Below are 17,914 nucleotides of genomic sequence, written 5' to 3'. Positions count from 1 at the left end.
TGCTGAATTCCTAGTTCGTGCAGGTGTAGGAAAAATGACTATTGTAGATGGTGATGTGGTAGATATTACTAATATAAACCGACAATTGCCAGCCTTGCATTCTACTGTTGGGCAACCCAAAATAACGGTTGTTGGTGATAGATTGATGGATATAAATCCTGAACTAAAACTGACTAGAGTTCAAGAATTTCTTTCGCCAGAAAGAGCTTTCAAAATTGTTTCTGATGAATTTGATTATGTTCTAGATTGCATAGATAGTGTGACACCAAAACTAAATTTGATTATTGCTGCCAAACGCAAACATGTAAAAATTATTTCGTCAATGGGTGCTGGCGGAAAAATGGAAGCTGCCAAAGTAAAGGTTTCTTGTATTACACAAGCTACAAATTGTATGCTAGCAAAAACCATCAGAAAAAGATTAAAAGCTGTAAAAATTGACAAACTAAAAGTTGTTTCTTCATCAGAAATACAAGATGAGACTAGCCTAAAAATGACTGATGGATCTAATTACAAAAAATCATTTTATGGCACAAACAGTTATATGCCAGGGCTTTTCGGGTTGCATGCTGCAGAAACTGTGATTAGATATTTATTAAAGTAAGAATTTTTACGGATTCGTAGGATTCTTAAAATTACTTTCAATAATAGTATTTAGTGTGTCTCTTTTTACAGGTTTTACCCTAATGGTTGTCTTTTTTGGTCTTACGGGAATATAAATCTCGGTAATCCATTTTGACGCAAATTTCTCAGTTGAACTATTTACAGGTATAATTTCAACTATTTTGTGACGGTCACTTTGTTCCAGTCTATTTTGAGACATAAACTCAAAAATTTTATCTATTGCTTCTTTTTTGTGGTTGTAATTACCAGTTACTGTTGCTTTTACAGCTTGAAATGGATTGGTTTGACCAGAATAAATATCACTTTCTGATGATGTAAAAATCTTATATTTAGTTGGAATAGCAATCGAAAATGTAATTTTATTATTTAAGCTGTCTTTAGAATGATAAATAATAAATGGGTCTCCTTTTTGTGCCGTATTTGTTGCTGTTAGTAGTTGCTTAAGTTTGGGAAGTACGTTTTTAATTTTTGCAGGTAACTCTTCTATTTTGCAACTTACAGGTCTTTGAATATAAAAAATGGTATCACGATTTACAAAACCATTCATTTTTATGTTAAAACTATTAATTTCAGTTGTTAAAACAGTGTTTAAATCAGTAAGGCCTTTGTCAAACATTTCAGCAAAATCATTATGAGTTCCTTTGTTTATTATGCTAAGAAATTTGTCTTTAAAACTTAATTTTCCTTTTGTAGACCAAGTTATTTTTGTGTTTTTTAGTGTGTCATTAAACTTGATATGAATTTCAGAATCGACACCATTTATAGCAATAGTTTTAGTGATAGAATCTGTTCCGAAAATTTGTTGAATTTTTACTTTATTTATTTCTTGCTTCCAAGGATTATAAGTTTCCCAGTTTTTTGAATCGGAAACATAACTAAATACAGTAGCTCGAGGAACATTTATCACTTTGCTTTTTTCGATAAAATAAGTTCCGTCTTTTGTAGCAACAAATACCGAAAGTGTTGCTGTAACTAGAAGTAGTAGTAAAAAAATGTATTTTGCAATTCTCATATCTATATAAAATTGAAGACAATGTAAAACTATGAAAAAATTATATATAAAATTTAAATATAAATCAGTATTTTAACTATTCTTTCATTAATGATTTAATTATAAATAAAAATCCAATAAATAATAGAAAACCAACTAATATCCATAAACTTCCTCTGTAATACTGTTTGTGAATTTTTAAATCTTTTCTGTATGAAAAAATCATAACGATTATAAAACAAATGGAAAAAACGGCAGCAAAAATCAATTGTCCAGGACTAAACATAAATATTTTTTTGTAAAAATAATCAATTGTAATTTCATTTTAATAATTTGCGGCCTAAATTAATAATATAAAAGATGCAAAAACAAATAAAATCTGTTCATGAGTTTCATTCAGCTTTTGGACTCGGAATAAATACTTTGCCAACAGGAGATTTAGGCGAGAATAAAAATTTGCTTCGTTTTAATTTGATGAAAGAAGAAAACGAAGAATACCTTGAAGCGGTTACTAATAATGATCTTGTAGAAATTGCCGATGCACTAGGTGATATGCTTTATATTTTGTGCGGAACAATCATAGAACACGGATTGCAAGATAAAATGGAATCTGTTTTTGATGAAATTCAACGAAGTAATATGAGTAAATTAGGCGAAGACGGAAAACCTATTTACCGTGAGGACGGAAAAGTGCTAAAAGGGCCAAATTATTTTAAACCAAATTTTGAAGAGATTTTTAAGTTCAAATAGATTTTGTAAAAAAAAAGCAGATTTTAGATTATTTTGAAATCTAAAATCTGCAATCTAAAATCTTAAATTTTAACTGTCCAACTAAAAGTATCTTCAGCTAGTTTGTGCTGAATATTAGTTAGTTTTTGTTTTAAATCTAATGCTACTGAATTTTCTGATTGTGGTAATTCGTAGTAAACATCTTGGCAAGAAAATCCAATTATAGGATTTATAACAGCTGCAGTTCCTGCTCCAAAAATTTCTTTTAATGAACCATTTTTAGCAGCTTCTACAAGTTCAGAAACTAAAATTGGACGAACATCTACTTCAATTCCTTCTCGTTTGGCTAAGTCGATTATGCTTTTACGAGTCACACCATCTAGAATACGTTCGCTTGTTGGTGCTGTATATAATGTGTTGTCGATTCTAAAAAAAACGTTCATTGTTCCTGCTTCTTCTAGTTTTGTATGCGTTGCATCGTCGGTCCAAATAATTTGTTGAAAACCTTTATCGTGTGCCAATTGTGTTGGGTAAAACTGTGCTGAATAATTTCCAGCCGCTTTTGCAGCTCCAATTCCTCCATTTGCGGCACGACTATAATGTTCGGCAATAATTACTTTTACCTCACCAGAATAATAGGCTTTTGCTGGCGACAAAATAATCATAAAGCGATACTGAGAAGATGGTTGTGCAATCACGCCAGTACCAGTTGCAATCATAAATGGGCGAATGTACAAAGTGTTTCCAACACCTTTCTTGACCCATTCTTTATCTATTTTTAAAATTTCTTTTAAACCATCAATAAAAATAAACTCAGGAACTTCAGGCATTGCCATTCTTACTGCTGATTTATTGAAACGGTCTAAATTTTCTTCGGGTCTAAAAAGCCAAACGTCATCGTTATCGTCTTTGTAGGCTTTCATACCTTCAAAAATGGCTTGGCCATAATGAAAAACTTTAGCCGAAGGATCTAATAAAAAGGGTTCGTATGCTTTTATAATAGGTTTTTCCCATTTTCCGTCTTTAAAATCACAAATAAGCATGTGATCTGTAAAAACATTTCCAAAAGTTAGATTCTCAAAATCTACCTCATTAATTTTTGAAGAAGCTACTTTCACTATATCGATTTCGCTTTGAATATCTAACCCCATTATAGAATAATTATTTCGGCTAATTTAGTAAAAAAACAGATTATATTCTAAAAACACGTAAAATATTCAACTACTATGATTTTATATTATTTAGATGTTCTAAATAAGGAATTTAGGTTTGTATAATTTTTGTTTTTAGGTGTTGTGTGAGGAAGTAAAATTAAATTTTTTAAAGATTTACTTAATTCGCTGGTCGTTGTTTTATAATTCTTTTACAGAAAATTCTTGATGTGTAAGGCTACGTTCAGACGTCACCCTTCCCATAATTCCTTTAACTGTATCTCTTTGAATAAATATAATATTGTATATTTTAAATTGTAATGGATTTTTCAATAGACTTTTAGTTTCTTTAGCAACATCCTTTTGAGTAAGTTTTAGTGAATCTTCATTTTTGGGTAATTTTATTGGGTTTATAAGTCGGATAATAAGGCTAATATGTATAGTGTCATCTACTCTAATTTTATATCCTTCAATGTGAATATCTTTAACTTTTATTATTTTTTGAATTTTAGAATATACCAAATCATTACTAACTTTAAATCTGGGTTTAAATATTGGATTATAATTTTCACAAGCAGTTAATAAAATAACAGATAAGAATATTAATATCATATTATAAATAGATTTCTTCATGTTTTTTAGGTCGTTAAAAATAGCACACAACTCTTAAAATATTCCTTAGTTTCTAATATACAAGAAAGCTATTCCCAAATATAACAAAAAAAATCCGCTTCAAATTTATGAAACGGATTCTGTATTTTTTATATCTAAAAATTAATCAAATTTATTTTTTATATAGTATTTACCATCTAAATCATCATCAAATTCATCAATCTTAATTTGCTTTGGTTTTGGTTTTCCGGCATTAGCTTTCTTTTTCCAAATTTCAAATTTGTCTGCGGGCAACTTTTTTTTCATAATTTCAAGAACTTGTTTTTCTTCTATGCCAAGTTCTTTCTTGATGATTTCGAAAGGATTTCTTTCTTCATTCGCCAATGTAATTAATTTTTGAGTGTCATCCCAACTCAATTCAATGCTTTTACTTTTTTTCATTACTTTAAAAACAATTCAGTTTATTTTTTTTAAATGGTTACAAATTCTATTCCAATATTAGTAAATTTTTTTTAATGATTTAAAAAAAATACTATTTTTTTGCTTCAATACTAGGAGATCGATACGATTTGAACGGAATTTTCAGTAAACTCAATAATTTATTGTGTTCTTCAGGATTCATATGAGTGTCTACGCCATAAATAATTTCATCCATGGGAAGTATTAAAAAAGTACCAAATAGCCTGTCCCAGATCGAGAAAATATTACCATAATTACTATCAGTATAAGGTAAAACATAATGATGATGGACTTTATGCATATTTGGCGAAACTATAAAATAACTAATGATTGTATCTATTTTTTTTGGTAAATTTAAATTTGCATGATTAAACTGTGACAAAAAAACGGAGGTCGTTTGGTATAAGAAAAACAACCAGATTGGCGCACCTACAATTATAACGGCAAGCGTTGTAAAAATAAAGCGAATAACACTTTCGCCTGGATGATGTCGGTTTGCTGAGGTCGTATCTATCCAAGTGTCTGTGTGATGTATGAGGTGAAAACGCCATAATATTTTTGTTTTATGTTGCACGTAATGAGCAGAGTAAGCACCTATTAAATCCATTAACAATAATCCAATTATAGCTTGTAATAAAAGTGATTTTATAGACAACCAATGCAAAATTCCAAACTCTTTTTCGGTAACCCAAACAGAACTTTTGAATAGTATAAATGCTAACGTAAAATTGATGATAATTGTGGTTATGGTAAAAAAGATATTAATACTAGCGTGTTGCCATTTGTTGTATTGAAATTTAAAAAGGGGAAATCCGTTTTCGATAATCCAAAAAAGTGTAATACCACCAATGATTATAAAACTTCTATGTGCAGAAGGTATTTTTTGAAAATAAGCTACAATTTCATTCATAAAGAAATATTTTATCAAATTTAGCAAAAAAACTATTTGATAATTCTAAAAGTTAGATTTATTCTAGGTTCGATTTCTTTTTTTGTTTTCGGAATTTGATGTTTCCAAAAATGTTGCGTACTCCCTTTCATAATTAATAAACTTCCGTGTTGCAAAACAATATTCTGCTTTAATTCGAGCTTATTGTGTTTTAACTGAAAAACTCTTTCGGCTCCAAAACTTACCGAAGCAATTATAGGATTTCGACCCAATTCCTTTTCATTATCAGCATGCCAACCATTGCTATCTTGACCATCACGATATAAGTTTAGCAATACTGTCGTAAAATTTTCATTAGAAACTTTCTCTACTTCTTCTTTTATAAATACAATTAGTGGTGACCAAGCATGTGGTTGCATTATAATATTTGAATAACCATACGATTTTCCTTCGTTGCCATAAAGTGCTGTTAATCTTGGTTGAAGATGGTTTTTTCCATAAACAGTTATACTGTCCTGCTGCCAAGGAATTTCATTTTGAAGTTTTAGAAAAAGTTCATTGGCTTTCGCCGAAGAAAAGAAATTAGGATAATATTCAATTTCCGCATCGGTAAGGTTGAATGTTATTTTTTCTTCTGGAAATAGAGAATTCATACTTCAAAAATAAAAAAAAAACAATGATAATCATTATCCCTTTTCATTAAATAGTATTTTTTTGTTTAATAATTTATTTATCAAGTATATAAATATGCCCAAAATATTAAGACAAGTTGTAACGGCAATCTCAATAATCGCATCGTTTTGGATAAACCTAAACTTGCATTATCATTTTTGTACATATATAAGTTAGCAGGGAAAATAGCGATTAGTAATGCTATAATTCCCCAAGAAGCAAATTTTGATGTGAAAGGTAAACAAAGAAAAACCCCCAAAATTATTTCAGCAAGACCGCTTAGTGAGTTTAATAGTTTAGGATTTGAAAAATATGGAGGAATGATTTTTATATACAGTCTTGGATTCCTAAAATGATTAAAACCAGCTAGAATATAAAGTAAAGCCATTAGGTATAAATGCCAAGGTAAATTCATAATTAAAATTATTTATTACGAATTTACCTAAAAAAGTATTAAATAAGTTAAATTTTTATTATTTTTTTTCAAATTGAATATTCATAATCACAATGGCAAGAATAATTAGAATAATTCCTATCCATTGTGTGAGAACAACGGTTTCGTTCAAAATAAAATAAGCCATCATTACCGAAACCGGAAGTTCTAGAGCCGAAACAATACTTCCCAATCCAATTCCTGTTAGCGGAAAACCAGCATTCATTAACATAGGCGGAATTACTGTCCCAAAAAGCGCTAGAAGAATTCCCCATTTGTAAAAAATATCATAATTAAATGAAGTTGTTTGTGTGAAAACAGCAAAAATAAAAACAATAATTGCACCACCTAAAAGCATATATAAACTACGTTGTGCCGAAGAAATATTAGTAGCTACACGATTTGCAGTAAACATCGTTGTGGTAAATGAAGCTGCAGCTAAAAGCCCAAGAACAATACCTCGCCAATCTAATTCTATTTTGGTTTGTATTAAGTTTGTAGCTAATGCAGTTCCAAATAATACTACGAAAACTGCCGCAATTTTTATTTTAGAAGGCATCTTTTTTTCTAAAAAAATCTCTAATAAAACACCCATCCAAACGGTTTGCATTAGTAAAACAATTCCTATAGAAACTGGAATGTATTTTACCGCTAAATAATAAAATATACTGGTTAATCCTGTCGAGGTTCCAGCAATCATTAGTTGTTTTATGTTATTTGAAGAGGCTTTAACCACTTCGGTTCCTTTTTTTGCTTTTTGAAAAGCATTTATCATAAGAATAGCAATAATTCCTATAATAAATTGAGCTGAAATTACTTCAGCAGGTGTAAAAGGATTGCCAGTAATTCCTGTGTGGGAATAAGCCAGTTTTACAAAAGTTGCCAACATACCGTAGCTCGTTGCGCCTAATCCTACAAGAAAAACCCCTTTTAGTACACTATTATTTGTCATTATATAAATTTTAAAAAGCGGGCAAAGATAAGGCTAATTTTAGTTCATATGATTCTAACTTCGAATTTAAATTCTTTAATTAAAAATCATGATTTATCTGTTACAAGTTTTATGTTAAATTAAATTTATATATTTGAGAATAGGTTTTTTAAAAAAAATGCAAACTTTATGAATATTAACGTTTTATCAGAAAAAAATAAAGTAATTCAGCTTTTAAAAGATTCCTATTCTGGTAGAATTAATAATTTACCTAAAAGTATTGAAACTGCCGAAATTGCCCTTCAAATTAGTAGAAATATAGGTGATAAATCATTAATAGGAAAAAGTTTGAATCAGCTTTCTTTGTATTTTATGATTATTAGTGATTTTGATCAATCTAACAAAAAATCCGAAGAAGCAATTGTATATTTTACTCAACTAAATGATGATATAGGAATTGCAGATGCAAAATATAATATAGGAAGTGTTTACTATAAAACCAATAATTACCATGCTGGTCTAGTCTATCTTATAGATGCACTTAAATTATATAAAAAGCACAATGATTTATACAATCAATCTAAAGTAGAGAAAGCAATTGGAACCATTTATGAATATATTGGTGATTCTTATAATGCATTCAAATCATACAAAAGCTCAATCAAAGTTGCAAAGAAAATAGGGGAATATAACTTAGAATCAAATGTTTACAATAATCTTTCTGGGTTGTTATTAAAAAGGGAAAAAACAAAAATCGCAATGAACATGATAGAATATTCTATTATGTTAAAGAGAAAAACAAACGACATTCGTGGTTATGCATTTGCAATTTATGGTAGAGGAAAAATTTATTTTAAAAATGATGATTTAGAAAATGCTGAATTAGATTTTTTAGAAGCTGTTGAAACTCACAGGAAAATGGGGGAAAACATGGGTGCAGCTATGTGCTTAAACAAACTAGGTGTTTTATATTTAAAATTAGATTTGTATGAGAAAGCTCAAAAAGTTGCTCAAGAAGGATTAGAATTAACTATCCGTCACAATATGTCGATGATAAAAATTAAAAATTATTATTTATTGTATTTAATTTTTAAAAAAAGTAATGACAATATACAATCCCTAGAATACTTAGAATATTACCTGAAAGAGAAGGAATCTGTTATAAATACCCAAACACTTAAAGTAATTGAAAACTATGATTTAATTAATAAGATGAATGTCTTAGAAAGTGAAGCGTTATTTCAAAAGGAGAAACAAATTGCCATCGAAAAAAAGAATACAGATGAAGAAGAATCCGTAAGATTAAAACAAGAATTTCTTTCTATCATGAGTCACGAGATACGTACTCCTCTAAATGCAATAACAACGATAGTAACCATTCTGGACAGTCAAATTCATGGAGAAAGTAAAAAACTACTAAAAAGCTTGCAATTTGCTTCGGATAATTTAATAAGTATAGTAAATGACATTCTCGATTTTACAAAGTTAGATTCTAATAAAGCAAAATTAGAAAAGCACAATATAAATCTTTCGGAATTATGTGATGATATCCTAAATCTTCATTCAGGATTAGCAAACAATAAAAATTTAAATTTAAACCTAATAACAAACCTAAAATCAGATCAAAATTATCTTTTAGACAAAACAAAACTATCACAAATACTTAGTAATCTGATTAGCAATGCAATAAAATTCACAGATTATGGCAAAGTAGATTTTATAGTTGAATTGTTAAAAGAAGAAAATGAATTTGATACAATATTATTTAAAGTAACAGATACTGGAGAAGGAATTTCAGAAAGTGATATGTTAGAAATTTTTGTGAGTTTCTCACAAATTAAACCAATAATGACTAGAAAACAAGGCGGAACAGGCCTTGGATTAGCTATTGTTAAAAAATTAGTTGAATTACATAATAGTGAAATTAAAGTAAAAAGTAAAGAAACAAAAGGATCGGAGTTTTATTTTGAACTTAAAATAAGAAAAGTTTATAGAGAAATAATTACTGCAAAAGCTAATTCGTATCAACTAAAAGACAAGCTAGCATTACTTGCCGAGGATACTCCGATGAATGCTTTACTTATGAAAAAATTATTATCCAATTGGGGTGTAATTACAGATCATGCTATAAATGGAATAGAAGCTTTTGAATTAGCCAAGCAAAAAAAATATGATTTTATCTTAATGGATATTCACATGCCAGAAATGAATGGTTTCGAAGCTACAACGCTTATTCGAACAAGTAAAAATCTAAATAATAATACACCTATTTTTGCAGTCACAGCTGATGTGATGACAAAAGAAGATAAAGAAAATGCACATTTATTTAATGGAATTCTTTGGAAGCCTTTAGAAATAGAAAAATTATTTTCAGCTTTAGCTAAAGAAATTTAAGTAAAAAACAATGATTTTTACTGTCTTTTTTAAAACAAACCTTCTAATTTCTTGTTTTGAATTCCAATTTTTGAAGCCTCAAAATTTAATTTACATTGTAATAAGGAAGCATATACACTTCTAAAATCGGTTTCGTATTTTAAATCGCCTTGGTCTAAATCCGAAAGATTTGGGTTGTTTCCCATCACTTTTCCTTTGTTGCTTCCGCCAATAATAAACATAGGCGCAGCCGTTCCGTGATCGGTTCCTTTACCATTGTCTTTTACACGGCGACCAAACTCAGAAAAAACAACAATAGTTACATTTTGCATGAGCTTGGCGTTTTTTAAATTAGTATAAAAGCTAAAAATTGCATCGTTCAATTCAGAGAGTTTGTTATTGTGAATGGCCAATTGATTGTCGTGTGTATCGAATCCTCCGAGGGAAGTATAATACACTTTCGAATTCAAATTTCCTTTTATTAATCTTGCAATCCATTCTAAATTTTTAGACAAACCCGTTTTTGGATAACTCACTTCCGATGTTGATTTTGCTAATGCTTTCTGAATTTCGTCCGAGCCTTCGGTAACTGAATTGGCAATTTTTCGAACAAAATCCAACTGCGGATTAGTAGATAATTGAACAGAATCATCATTGTCTTTATTGGTTTTAAATCTATTCGGATCTTTTACGGTAATCGAATTAGGTTCTTGTCCTTTTAAAGCTAAATTGTCTATCGAATCTAAATTTATTCCAGCTGTTGGTTGGTGTTCTTTGCATTGCAAGTCTAAATAGCGCCCCAACCAACCATCATCTAAATACTGATTTGAAGCCGAGCCTGTTTGCCAAATTTCCTGACTGCGAAAATGGGAACGAATTGGTTCTGGATAACCCACATTTTGAATCACAGCCAAATCACCGTTTTGTTGCATTTTTGCAAAACTTTTTAATGCAGGATGAAAAGCCATTCCTCGTATAGCACTAATTACTTCATTTTTTGATAAGGCAATCTTAGGACGTAAATCATAATACAAAGGATTTTCGAACGGAACAAATGTATTTAAACCATCATTTCCACCATTTAATTGTACAAAAACCAAACATTGTTCGCCAATAACTAGATTTTGTTGAGAACCAAAAGCAAACAAAAAATCAGGTAATAATAAAGCACCACCAGTAAAAGTTCCTGTAAGTGAGAGAAAGTTTCTTCTGTTCATGATTTTTAGTATTAAATAAGTTGGTATTCAGGAGTTTTTACCATGGTATTAAACAATCGTAAAACTGCATTTTCAGAACCTTCAGTTGTAGAATCGAAATCATATTTTAATATTTTTTCGAAATCTTGTTGTGTGTTATCGTCAACTTCAAATAACAATCTGTCTTTTAATTCGGTAATGATTTGTTTGTTGTTCCCTTTTTTATTCCAATCGAGTTTAATGTTTGTTTTCTGAAACATCATTTTATTGTCTTTTTCTTCGGCTTTAAACATATTTCTATTAATAGTTCGACCACTACAAAACAAATCAGCAACATTATTTCGTTGCAAATATACTTGTGAGGTAAGCCACGAATTTCCGCCAATCCAACCTTTTACATTCGGTTGATTAAATAAATCTATTCCTTGTTCTCGAAGAAATAAAACTAATATTTTTGGATTTTCTAATTCGATATGCAATTCCGACATAAGTTGTAAACTATATTCTAACGGATTTTTTATTTTTGAACCCGCTGTTTTTTTAGTAAATTCTTCGGTAAAAATTTTAGTTAATAAAGGTTTGATTTCGAAGTTCATTTTCTTAAAATAATCACCATAATAAGTAACTAATTCAGCCGATGGATTGTCGTAAATAAACCATTTCAGTATTTTTTGTGTAATAAAATAAGGCGTGTTTTTTTGCTCGAAAATAATATCTACTAAATCATCGGCTTTAAACTTTCCTGTTTTGCCTAAATAAGTTATAGTATCATTGTCTTCAAAAATAGGACGATACTGAGCTTCATTTTCGCCAATTCCCAAACCGGCTAAAGCTTTAGCTCCATTTTTAATGTCATTTTCGGTATAATTTCCAATTCCGAGGGTAAATAGTTCTAATAATTCTCGACTTAAATTTTCATTAAGTTTATCTTTTCGGTTATCTACGTTATCCAAATAACGAACCATAGCGTTACTTTTCAAAACTTTTTTAGTCAGTTCTTTAAAATTACCAAAAGTATTTTCTCGCAGCAACTGATTGTGCTGAAAAATCCAATAATTCACCTTCACTTTCTGATATGTAGACACAAAATGATTGTGCCAGAAGCAGGTCATTTTTTCTTGAAGCGGAAACTCATTGGCCATCATTTTTTCAATCCACCAAGCCTTCATCTCATTAGAAACTTGCACCTCTTTTTTGAGCATTTCTTTTGCAGTGTCTGGGTCAGATTTTATTTTTTGACGAATTTCCCTTAATTCTGTAAACGATTTTGGGCTTTCATCTAAAAAAGTAGGAATTTGAGAATCGTATTTTGCTTGAAAGGATTTTTCTAAAAATTTTTGCAAACCCAAACTCGCAATAGTTTGAGATTGTTGGTTAGAAAACCCCAATCGCAACGACCAAAGTGTGTTATTGTTCATCATGAGAAGTTTAAGATTAGCGTCTTCCTCGTCTTGAAACTTTTACTGCTTTTACATTACCACGTTTGTTTTTGTGAATTACCGTTGTTCCACGACGATTTTTAACAACCAATGTAGATGAATGTCTTTTTGGAGCATATACTTTTCTGGCTACCGCTACACGACGAACGGAAGTTTTGTGAAAATACACTCTATGCGGCGCACATCTTTTATAAAAAACATGGTGGTGATGAGCTTTCCATGGTTTCCACCATCTTGGATAAAATCCCCAACGGTGTGGCGAAGCCCAAACTACATATCTTGGAGCATAAATAAAACGAACACTTGGCCAAAACCAAACATTTACCATGATATTTGTTGTAATAATCTCTGGCATAGCAGGGCCAGATTTAGATTTGTCTATCGATTCTTGAGTATCAAAAGGTTCTACAATAGTATTTTCAGCATATAATTCGTTATCACCATCTATTTGCAGGGTTGCTTCTTCATTTCCTGTTTTTTCGATACCAATTGTTGCGATGTCTTGTTTTTCGTTTTCACTCAAATAAGTACTTAAGACAATTACATGTGTATCATTATCTTTAATATCATCTACACTTATATAATCGATGTTGCCATCATTATTTAAATCGAGATTGTTTACATTATTATTTTCTTCGTTAATGAGTTTTTCGAATTCTTCTAAGGAAGTCGATTTTTTAAAAATGGCTAGAGCGCCTTCTAAACTAAAATTATCGCCAGTAAATTCTGGCGCATCATTTTCTTGTGCAAAACCTAATGTAATTCCTAGAAATACAAATAGGATAGTGGTTATTTTTCTCATAGTCTTTTAATGTTTATTGATAAGACTATGAAGTTATGAAAAGGTTTAATTATTTGTAACTTTTTTTTATTTTAGAGACTAACCTTTGTATTAAATATCCTACTTAATGAGAAATTTCTTCTTTTGCATCGTTTTATTATTTTCAATTTTTTCAATTTCTGCACAAGAAACACCCAAAAAAACTACTGAATTAACTGAAGTTTCTATAACTAAGGAAAAAAAGGCAGTTGAGCAAAAAGCCGACAGAACCATTTTTGATTTTGCAAGCCAATCACATCTAAATTCTGGTTCGGTACTGGAAGGATTAAAAAAATTACCTGGTTTAATTCTGTCTGATGTTGCCGGAATGATGTACCAAGGAAAACAATTAGACGTTTATATGGATGGGAGACCACTTAATATTTCATCAAACGAACTTAATGCTTTTTTAGAAGGAATGCCAGCAAATGCTGTTGAGAGAATTGAAGTAATCACGCAACCTGGGGCCGAGTTTCCGGCTACTTCTGGGGGAGCAATCATTAATATAATTACAAGTAAAAAAGCAAAAAGTTATTTGAGTGCGACTTATAGTGCTGGACTAAATTTTACGACTTATGATAAATTACGGTCAAGGGTGAATAATAGTTTGTTACTAAGTGCAAAAAATAAATATTTTGGATGGCAACTAAATGTAGGGCAAAGCTATAGAGAAAGTGCTTTGTGGTCTAATATTACCAAAAATGAAAATAATATTGTTACTAATTTATCGGATACCGATTCTGATAGAACAACGAGAAGTTATTACGCAAAATCTGCTTTGACTTTCGATTTAAAAAAAGACAGATTATTGCTTAATTATGATGTGAATCATAATAATAACGATGCAAACACTAGAGGAAGTGGTTTTGGTTTTACTTCTAATGATGCCAGTAAAACAAATATTATAAGACAGGACGCTGTTGCTACTTATCAGAGAAGATTTGATGATAAAAACAAGAAATTGGATTTCAAATTTAATTTTGCTCGAAATGATAATGGTTTCAATTTAGATTCAAATATTTTTAATGCTCCAGTTTTAAATAATACTTATTTGCAAGATTATTTAAATTTTAATATCGATTATTCTCAAGGATTAAATATTTTAGACAAAGGAAAAATTAGCGTAGGAACTCTAATTGATGATTTGTCTTTTGAAGCTAAAAATTCTGGAGTAACTAATTTAGATTATACCCGAAGAACAACTGCAGGATATTTAGAACTTCAATCGACGTATAAGAAATTCGATTTTATTTTAGGTGGTAGAGCCGAAGATTATACAATTGCTGGAAAAACAAACACAACCGATTTAATTCCGTTTAAACAATTTCGATTTTTTCCAAATGCTAGTTTGCAATATAATTTTGGACCACAAATATTTTTTAATGCAAATTATAATAAGAAAATTAGTTTGCCAAGTACTTCTTCTCTAAATCCTAACAATACAAATTATCAAAATCAAAATGTTAGTTATTCAGGAAATCCGCAATTACAACCAACTATCTTGGATAATTATGAAGTAAAAATAAGCGCTTTCGATTATGCTTTTTTAGGATATAATCTGAGCGTTGCAAAAAATAAAGTCATAAATGAGGTTATTCTAAATAATAATAGTGTTTCAAATAATAGCATTAATGTTTCGGAATTAAAAATCCATAATTTTAATTTTGCATTTCCATTACCCTATATGTTGTTTACAAAAGGACTCAAAGAAACTTTAAAATTTGATGTTAATCCAGATAAAATCAATTTTTTATATATTTATACAAGTTATCAAATACACCAACTTCCAGATTTGGATACTAAGGGTTTTTGGATGTTTAATTTAATGTCACAAATTCTTTTACCAAAAGAAATTAAGTTTGTTGCCACTTATAATTATACAACAACAGGTGGGAATTATTTTAACTATGTTTTCAAAAAACCTTACGGAAGTAGTTTAGATATGAGTTTTTCGAAAAAATTCATGAAAGATCAACTATCAGTTTCATTAAATTTTGATGATGTTTTAAATACAAGTAAACAAGAATTTAATCCTGTAGGAACAACAGTTTTATTAGAAAGTAAATACGATACACGCAGATTTGGTTTTACTTTAAATTATAAAATCCCTACTAAAAATAAATTAGCTAAAGAAGATCCTAATTTGTTAAATAAAGAGAAAAAAGAAGATAGCGGAATTATTACAAACTAAAAAACCTGCAAGTTTGAACTTGCAGATTAGTATTTAACTTAATCTTGTAAAGTTTATTAATTAATAATTTTAAAAGTATTATTAATAACATCTAGTGTTTCAATACTTTCTTTGGAATCTGATCCGTCCTGATTTTTAGAATCTTGAAATGAAATTAAATTTGTTTTATGATCTTTATTTTCAATTTCAAAAATATCATACGTTAGTTTTATGTCTAACAAATCAATGTCTATTCTGGTGCCAACTAATTCGATATTATTTAAAATTATTTTTTTAGAAGACGTTTTGCATTTTTTCTTTCCAAATTTTTTAATCATTTCATTAATGATATCTTCTGATTTTACTTCTATTTCAAAAGCAAAATAGGTTATAACAAAACTATTACCATCAAGAGAATAAATATTTACACCTAAATCTTTTTCATTTTGAAATGCAAAATGCTTTGGGTAATTAAAGTGTAATCGTCCAAAGTTAAAATCTAAATTTTTTGATAATTTGACAATGATAGATTTATTGTCATATTTTAAGGTGTCATTTTCATTTAGAACAAAATTTTTGCCGTCTATTGAAATCTCTAATTTCTGAGAAGGCGTTTTTTCTTGAGCGTAAAAACTAATGATTGATAGAAAAGATAGAATAATTATATAAGTTTTTTTTTTCATTTTATATTTTTAATTAAAAATAAGACTTTGCGAAAATAATTAAAAAAACCTGTAATTTTTCATTTACAGGTTTTGTCTTTTGCCTAATTACTTAATAAGCTCAAAGCTTCTCTTTACAAAAGCAGTTAATTCTTCTCCTTTTAGTAAATTTTGAGATAATTTTGCCAAATCTAAAGCTTGTTTTACCAAGTTTTCTTGTGTCGATTTGTCTTTATTGTTTAAAATTGAAGTGGCTAATTCAGAATTTGTATTTACAACCAAATTGTACATTTCTGGCATATGACTCATGCCAAACATACTACCACCACCAGATTGGCTCATCTCTTTCATACGACGCATAAATTCTGGTTGTGTAATAATAAACGGCGAAGCATTACTATCTAAAGCTTCTAGTTGTACAGAGTATGCTTTCGGTATAAAGGCTTCTAAAGAAGTTTTTAGACTTTCTTTTTCCTCGTCCGATAATTTAGAAATCGCTGTTTCTTCTTTCTTAATCAAATTGTCGATATGATCTGAATCCACACGAACGAAAGTCATATCGGGGTTATCACCTTCATTTTTTTGAATTAAATGCGAGATAATAGGAGAATCTAACAACAAAACTTCGTAACCTTTGTCTTTGGCAATTTCTATATAAGAATGTTGTGCTTCCTTATTTCCTGCGTATAAAACAACTAATTTTCCGTCTTTGTTGGTTTGGTTTGCTGCAAGGTTTTCTTTTAGCTCTTCCAAAGTAAAATATTTACCATCTACCGTTGGATACAAAACAAAAGCACCTGCTTTTTCGTAAAATTTCTCTTCTGAAAGCATTCCGTACTCTAAAACGATTTTTATATCATTCCATTTTTGTTCGAAATCTTCACGGTTTTCTGTAAATAAAGCTTTTAGTTTATCGGCAACTTTACGAGTAATATAGTTTGATATTTTCTTAACAGCGCCATCGGCTTGTAATCCAGAACGAGAAACATTCAACGGAATATCTGGCGAATCTACTACACCACGAAGCATCATCAAAAATTCTGGAACAATTCCTTCTACATTATCGGTTACATAAACCTGATTTTGGTACAACTGAATTTTGTCTTTTTGAATTTGTAAATCGGAACCCAATTTTGGAAAATACAAGATTCCAGTTAGGTTGAAAGGATAATCTACATTCAAATGAATATGAAACAAAGGTTCTTCAAACTGCATTGGATAAACCTCACGGTAAAAATCTTTGTAATCGGCATCAGTCAAATCCGTTGGTTGCTTTGTCCAAGCTGGATTTGGATTGTTAATGATATTGTCAACTTCTACTTCTGTAAAAATATTATCTTTATCTTCGGGAGCAACTTCTTCTCCTTTTTTCTGTTCGATTTTCTCTGTTCTAGTTCCAAATTTAATTGGAATTGGCATGAATTTATTATACTTATTTAATAAACCAGAAATTTTAGAATCTTCTAAAAATTCTAAAGAATCTTCAGCAATGTGTAAGATGATTTCAGTTCCACGAGTGGTTTTATGAGCCGAAGTTAAAGTAAATTCAGGGCTTCCATCGCAAGTCCAATGCGCTGCTGGTTCATCTTTATACGATTTTGTAATGATTTCAACTTTTTCCGCAACCATAAAAGCCGAATAAAAGCCTAAACCAAAATGACCAATAATACCTGAATCTTTGGCAGAATCTTTGTATTTGTCTAAAAACTCCTCAGCACCTGAAAAAGCGACTTGGTTGATGTATTTTTCTACTTCATCAGCAGTCA

General features: G+C 29.8%; 17 protein-coding genes. 4 read left to right on the top strand and 13 right to left on the bottom strand.

Annotation, left to right across the window (positions count from 1 at the left end; translation table 11 throughout):
• Positions 1–601, top strand: a 601-nt coding sequence (locus ACHZC3_RS00270; RefSeq protein ID WP_394757878.1) for a ThiF family adenylyltransferase, incomplete at its 5' end; no start/stop codon positions are given.
• Positions 602–607: 6 nt separating this feature from the next.
• Here ACHZC3_RS00270 and ACHZC3_RS00265 read toward each other — a convergent pair.
• Positions 608–1,633, bottom strand: a complete 1,026-nt coding sequence (locus tag ACHZC3_RS00265) for a GyrI-like domain-containing protein (protein WP_394757877.1) — start codon at positions 1,631–1,633, stop codon at positions 608–610.
• 339 nt (positions 1,634–1,972) lie between these two features.
• Between ACHZC3_RS00265 and ACHZC3_RS00260 the strand changes: the two genes are divergently transcribed.
• On the top strand, positions 1,973–2,362 hold the full coding sequence (locus tag ACHZC3_RS00260) for a hypothetical protein (RefSeq protein ID WP_394757876.1): 390 nt from the start codon (positions 1,973–1,975) through the stop codon (positions 2,360–2,362).
• 62 nt (positions 2,363–2,424) lie between these two features.
• Here the strand turns inward: ACHZC3_RS00260 and ACHZC3_RS00255 are convergent, their stop codons facing one another.
• The 7 genes from ACHZC3_RS00255 to ACHZC3_RS00225 form a co-directional block, all read right to left on the bottom strand.
• Complete coding sequence (locus ACHZC3_RS00255) at positions 2,425–3,492, bottom strand: branched-chain amino acid aminotransferase (RefSeq protein WP_394757875.1); 1,068 nt, start codon at positions 3,490–3,492, stop codon at positions 2,425–2,427.
• A 201-nt stretch (positions 3,493–3,693) separates the two neighbouring features.
• A complete protein-coding gene (locus ACHZC3_RS00250) occupies positions 3,694–4,125 on the bottom strand; it encodes a hypothetical protein (RefSeq protein ID WP_394757874.1) in 432 nt (143 codons plus the stop codon).
• A gap of 141 nt (positions 4,126–4,266) precedes the next feature.
• Entirely contained in the window at positions 4,267–4,545 is a 279-nt protein-coding gene (locus ACHZC3_RS00245; RefSeq protein ID WP_394757873.1) for a TIGR03643 family protein, read from the bottom strand.
• Between the two features lie 91 nt (positions 4,546–4,636).
• Positions 4,637–5,473, bottom strand: a complete 837-nt coding sequence (locus ACHZC3_RS00240) for a sterol desaturase family protein (RefSeq protein ID WP_394757872.1) — start codon at positions 5,471–5,473, stop codon at positions 4,637–4,639.
• 32 nt (positions 5,474–5,505) lie between these two features.
• Positions 5,506–6,105, bottom strand: coding sequence for an alpha-ketoglutarate-dependent dioxygenase AlkB family protein (locus ACHZC3_RS00235; protein ID WP_394757871.1), 600 nt, complete (start codon positions 6,103–6,105; stop codon positions 5,506–5,508).
• Between the two features lie 80 nt (positions 6,106–6,185).
• On the bottom strand, positions 6,186–6,539 hold the full coding sequence (locus ACHZC3_RS00230) for a DoxX family protein (protein ID WP_394757870.1): 354 nt from the start codon (positions 6,537–6,539) through the stop codon (positions 6,186–6,188).
• Positions 6,540–6,597: 58 nt separating this feature from the next.
• Positions 6,598–7,509, bottom strand: a complete 912-nt coding sequence (locus ACHZC3_RS00225; protein WP_394757869.1) for an EamA family transporter — start codon at positions 7,507–7,509, stop codon at positions 6,598–6,600.
• A gap of 168 nt (positions 7,510–7,677) precedes the next feature.
• Here ACHZC3_RS00225 and ACHZC3_RS00220 point away from each other — a divergent pair, with 168 nt between their 5' ends.
• A complete protein-coding gene (locus ACHZC3_RS00220) occupies positions 7,678–9,882 on the top strand; it encodes an ATP-binding protein (protein WP_394757868.1) in 2,205 nt (734 codons plus the stop codon).
• A gap of 29 nt (positions 9,883–9,911) precedes the next feature.
• Here the strand turns inward: ACHZC3_RS00220 and ACHZC3_RS00215 are convergent, their stop codons facing one another.
• Genes ACHZC3_RS00215 through ACHZC3_RS00205 form a run of 3 tightly spaced genes read right to left on the bottom strand, consistent with a single transcriptional unit; the run spans position 9,912 to position 13,298 of the window.
• Positions 9,912–11,078 (bottom strand): DUF1501 domain-containing protein, encoded by a 1,167-nt coding sequence (locus tag ACHZC3_RS00215; RefSeq protein ID WP_394757867.1) that lies wholly within the window; start codon positions 11,076–11,078, stop codon positions 9,912–9,914.
• Positions 11,079–11,089: 11 nt separating this feature from the next.
• Positions 11,090–12,475 carry a DUF1800 domain-containing protein gene (locus ACHZC3_RS00210; RefSeq protein WP_394757866.1) on the bottom strand — a complete coding sequence of 462 codons (1,386 nt, stop codon included), beginning with the start codon at positions 12,473–12,475 and terminating at the stop codon, positions 11,090–11,092.
• 16 nt (positions 12,476–12,491) lie between these two features.
• The gene (locus ACHZC3_RS00205; protein ID WP_394757865.1) at positions 12,492–13,298 is read right to left on the bottom strand and encodes a hypothetical protein; all 807 of its coding nucleotides are present in this window, start codon (positions 13,296–13,298) and stop codon (positions 12,492–12,494) included.
• Between the two features lie 106 nt (positions 13,299–13,404).
• Between ACHZC3_RS00205 and ACHZC3_RS00200 the strand changes: the two genes are divergently transcribed.
• Positions 13,405–15,507 carry a TonB-dependent receptor domain-containing protein gene (locus tag ACHZC3_RS00200; protein ID WP_394757864.1) on the top strand — a complete coding sequence of 701 codons (2,103 nt, stop codon included), beginning with the start codon at positions 13,405–13,407 and terminating at the stop codon, positions 15,505–15,507.
• A gap of 56 nt (positions 15,508–15,563) precedes the next feature.
• On the opposite strand, the gene ACHZC3_RS00195 is transcribed toward ACHZC3_RS00200, so the two are convergent.
• Together ACHZC3_RS00195 and htpG are read right to left on the bottom strand one after the other, a co-directional pair.
• Positions 15,564–16,169 (bottom strand): hypothetical protein, encoded by a 606-nt coding sequence (locus ACHZC3_RS00195; RefSeq protein WP_394757863.1) that lies wholly within the window; start codon positions 16,167–16,169, stop codon positions 15,564–15,566.
• A gap of 87 nt (positions 16,170–16,256) precedes the next feature.
• The coding region (htpG, locus tag ACHZC3_RS00190; RefSeq protein ID WP_394757862.1) for a molecular chaperone HtpG at positions 16,257–17,914 on the bottom strand (1,658 nt) is incomplete at its 5' end.

Source organism: Flavobacterium sp. (assembly GCF_043720215.1).
GTDB lineage: Bacteria > Bacteroidota > Bacteroidia > Flavobacteriales > Flavobacteriaceae > Flavobacterium.
This window is presented reverse-complemented; position numbering and strand designations above follow the sequence as displayed.

Excerpts from the sequence above, each read along its gene's own strand:
- ACHZC3_RS00265 (WP_394757877.1), bottom strand. The coding sequence starts at position 1,633 with ATGAGAATTGCAAAATACATTTTTTTACTACTACTTCTAGTTACAGCA.
- ACHZC3_RS00260 (WP_394757876.1), top strand. The coding sequence starts at position 1,973 with ATGCAAAAACAAATAAAATCTGTTCATGAGTTTCATTCAGCTTTTGGA.
- ACHZC3_RS00255 (WP_394757875.1), bottom strand. The coding sequence starts at position 3,492 with ATGGGGTTAGATATTCAAAGCGAAATCGATATAGTGAAAGTAGCTTCT.
- ACHZC3_RS00250 (WP_394757874.1), bottom strand. The coding sequence starts at position 4,125 with ATGAAGAAATCTATTTATAATATGATATTAATATTCTTATCTGTTATT.
- ACHZC3_RS00245 (WP_394757873.1), bottom strand. The coding sequence starts at position 4,545 with ATGAAAAAAAGTAAAAGCATTGAATTGAGTTGGGATGACACTCAAAAA.
- ACHZC3_RS00240 (WP_394757872.1), bottom strand. The coding sequence starts at position 5,473 with ATGAATGAAATTGTAGCTTATTTTCAAAAAATACCTTCTGCACATAGA.
- ACHZC3_RS00235 (WP_394757871.1), bottom strand. The coding sequence starts at position 6,105 with ATGAATTCTCTATTTCCAGAAGAAAAAATAACATTCAACCTTACCGAT.
- ACHZC3_RS00230 (WP_394757870.1), bottom strand. The coding sequence starts at position 6,539 with ATGAATTTACCTTGGCATTTATACCTAATGGCTTTACTTTATATTCTA.
- ACHZC3_RS00225 (WP_394757869.1), bottom strand. The coding sequence starts at position 7,509 with ATGACAAATAATAGTGTACTAAAAGGGGTTTTTCTTGTAGGATTAGGC.
- ACHZC3_RS00220 (WP_394757868.1), top strand. The coding sequence starts at position 7,678 with ATGAATATTAACGTTTTATCAGAAAAAAATAAAGTAATTCAGCTTTTA.
- ACHZC3_RS00215 (WP_394757867.1), bottom strand. The coding sequence starts at position 11,078 with ATGAACAGAAGAAACTTTCTCTCACTTACAGGAACTTTTACTGGTGGT.
- ACHZC3_RS00210 (WP_394757866.1), bottom strand. The coding sequence starts at position 12,475 with ATGAACAATAACACACTTTGGTCGTTGCGATTGGGGTTTTCTAACCAA.
- ACHZC3_RS00205 (WP_394757865.1), bottom strand. The coding sequence starts at position 13,298 with ATGAGAAAAATAACCACTATCCTATTTGTATTTCTAGGAATTACATTA.
- ACHZC3_RS00200 (WP_394757864.1), top strand. The coding sequence starts at position 13,405 with ATGAGAAATTTCTTCTTTTGCATCGTTTTATTATTTTCAATTTTTTCA.
- ACHZC3_RS00195 (WP_394757863.1), bottom strand. The coding sequence starts at position 16,169 with ATGAAAAAAAAAACTTATATAATTATTCTATCTTTTCTATCAATCATT.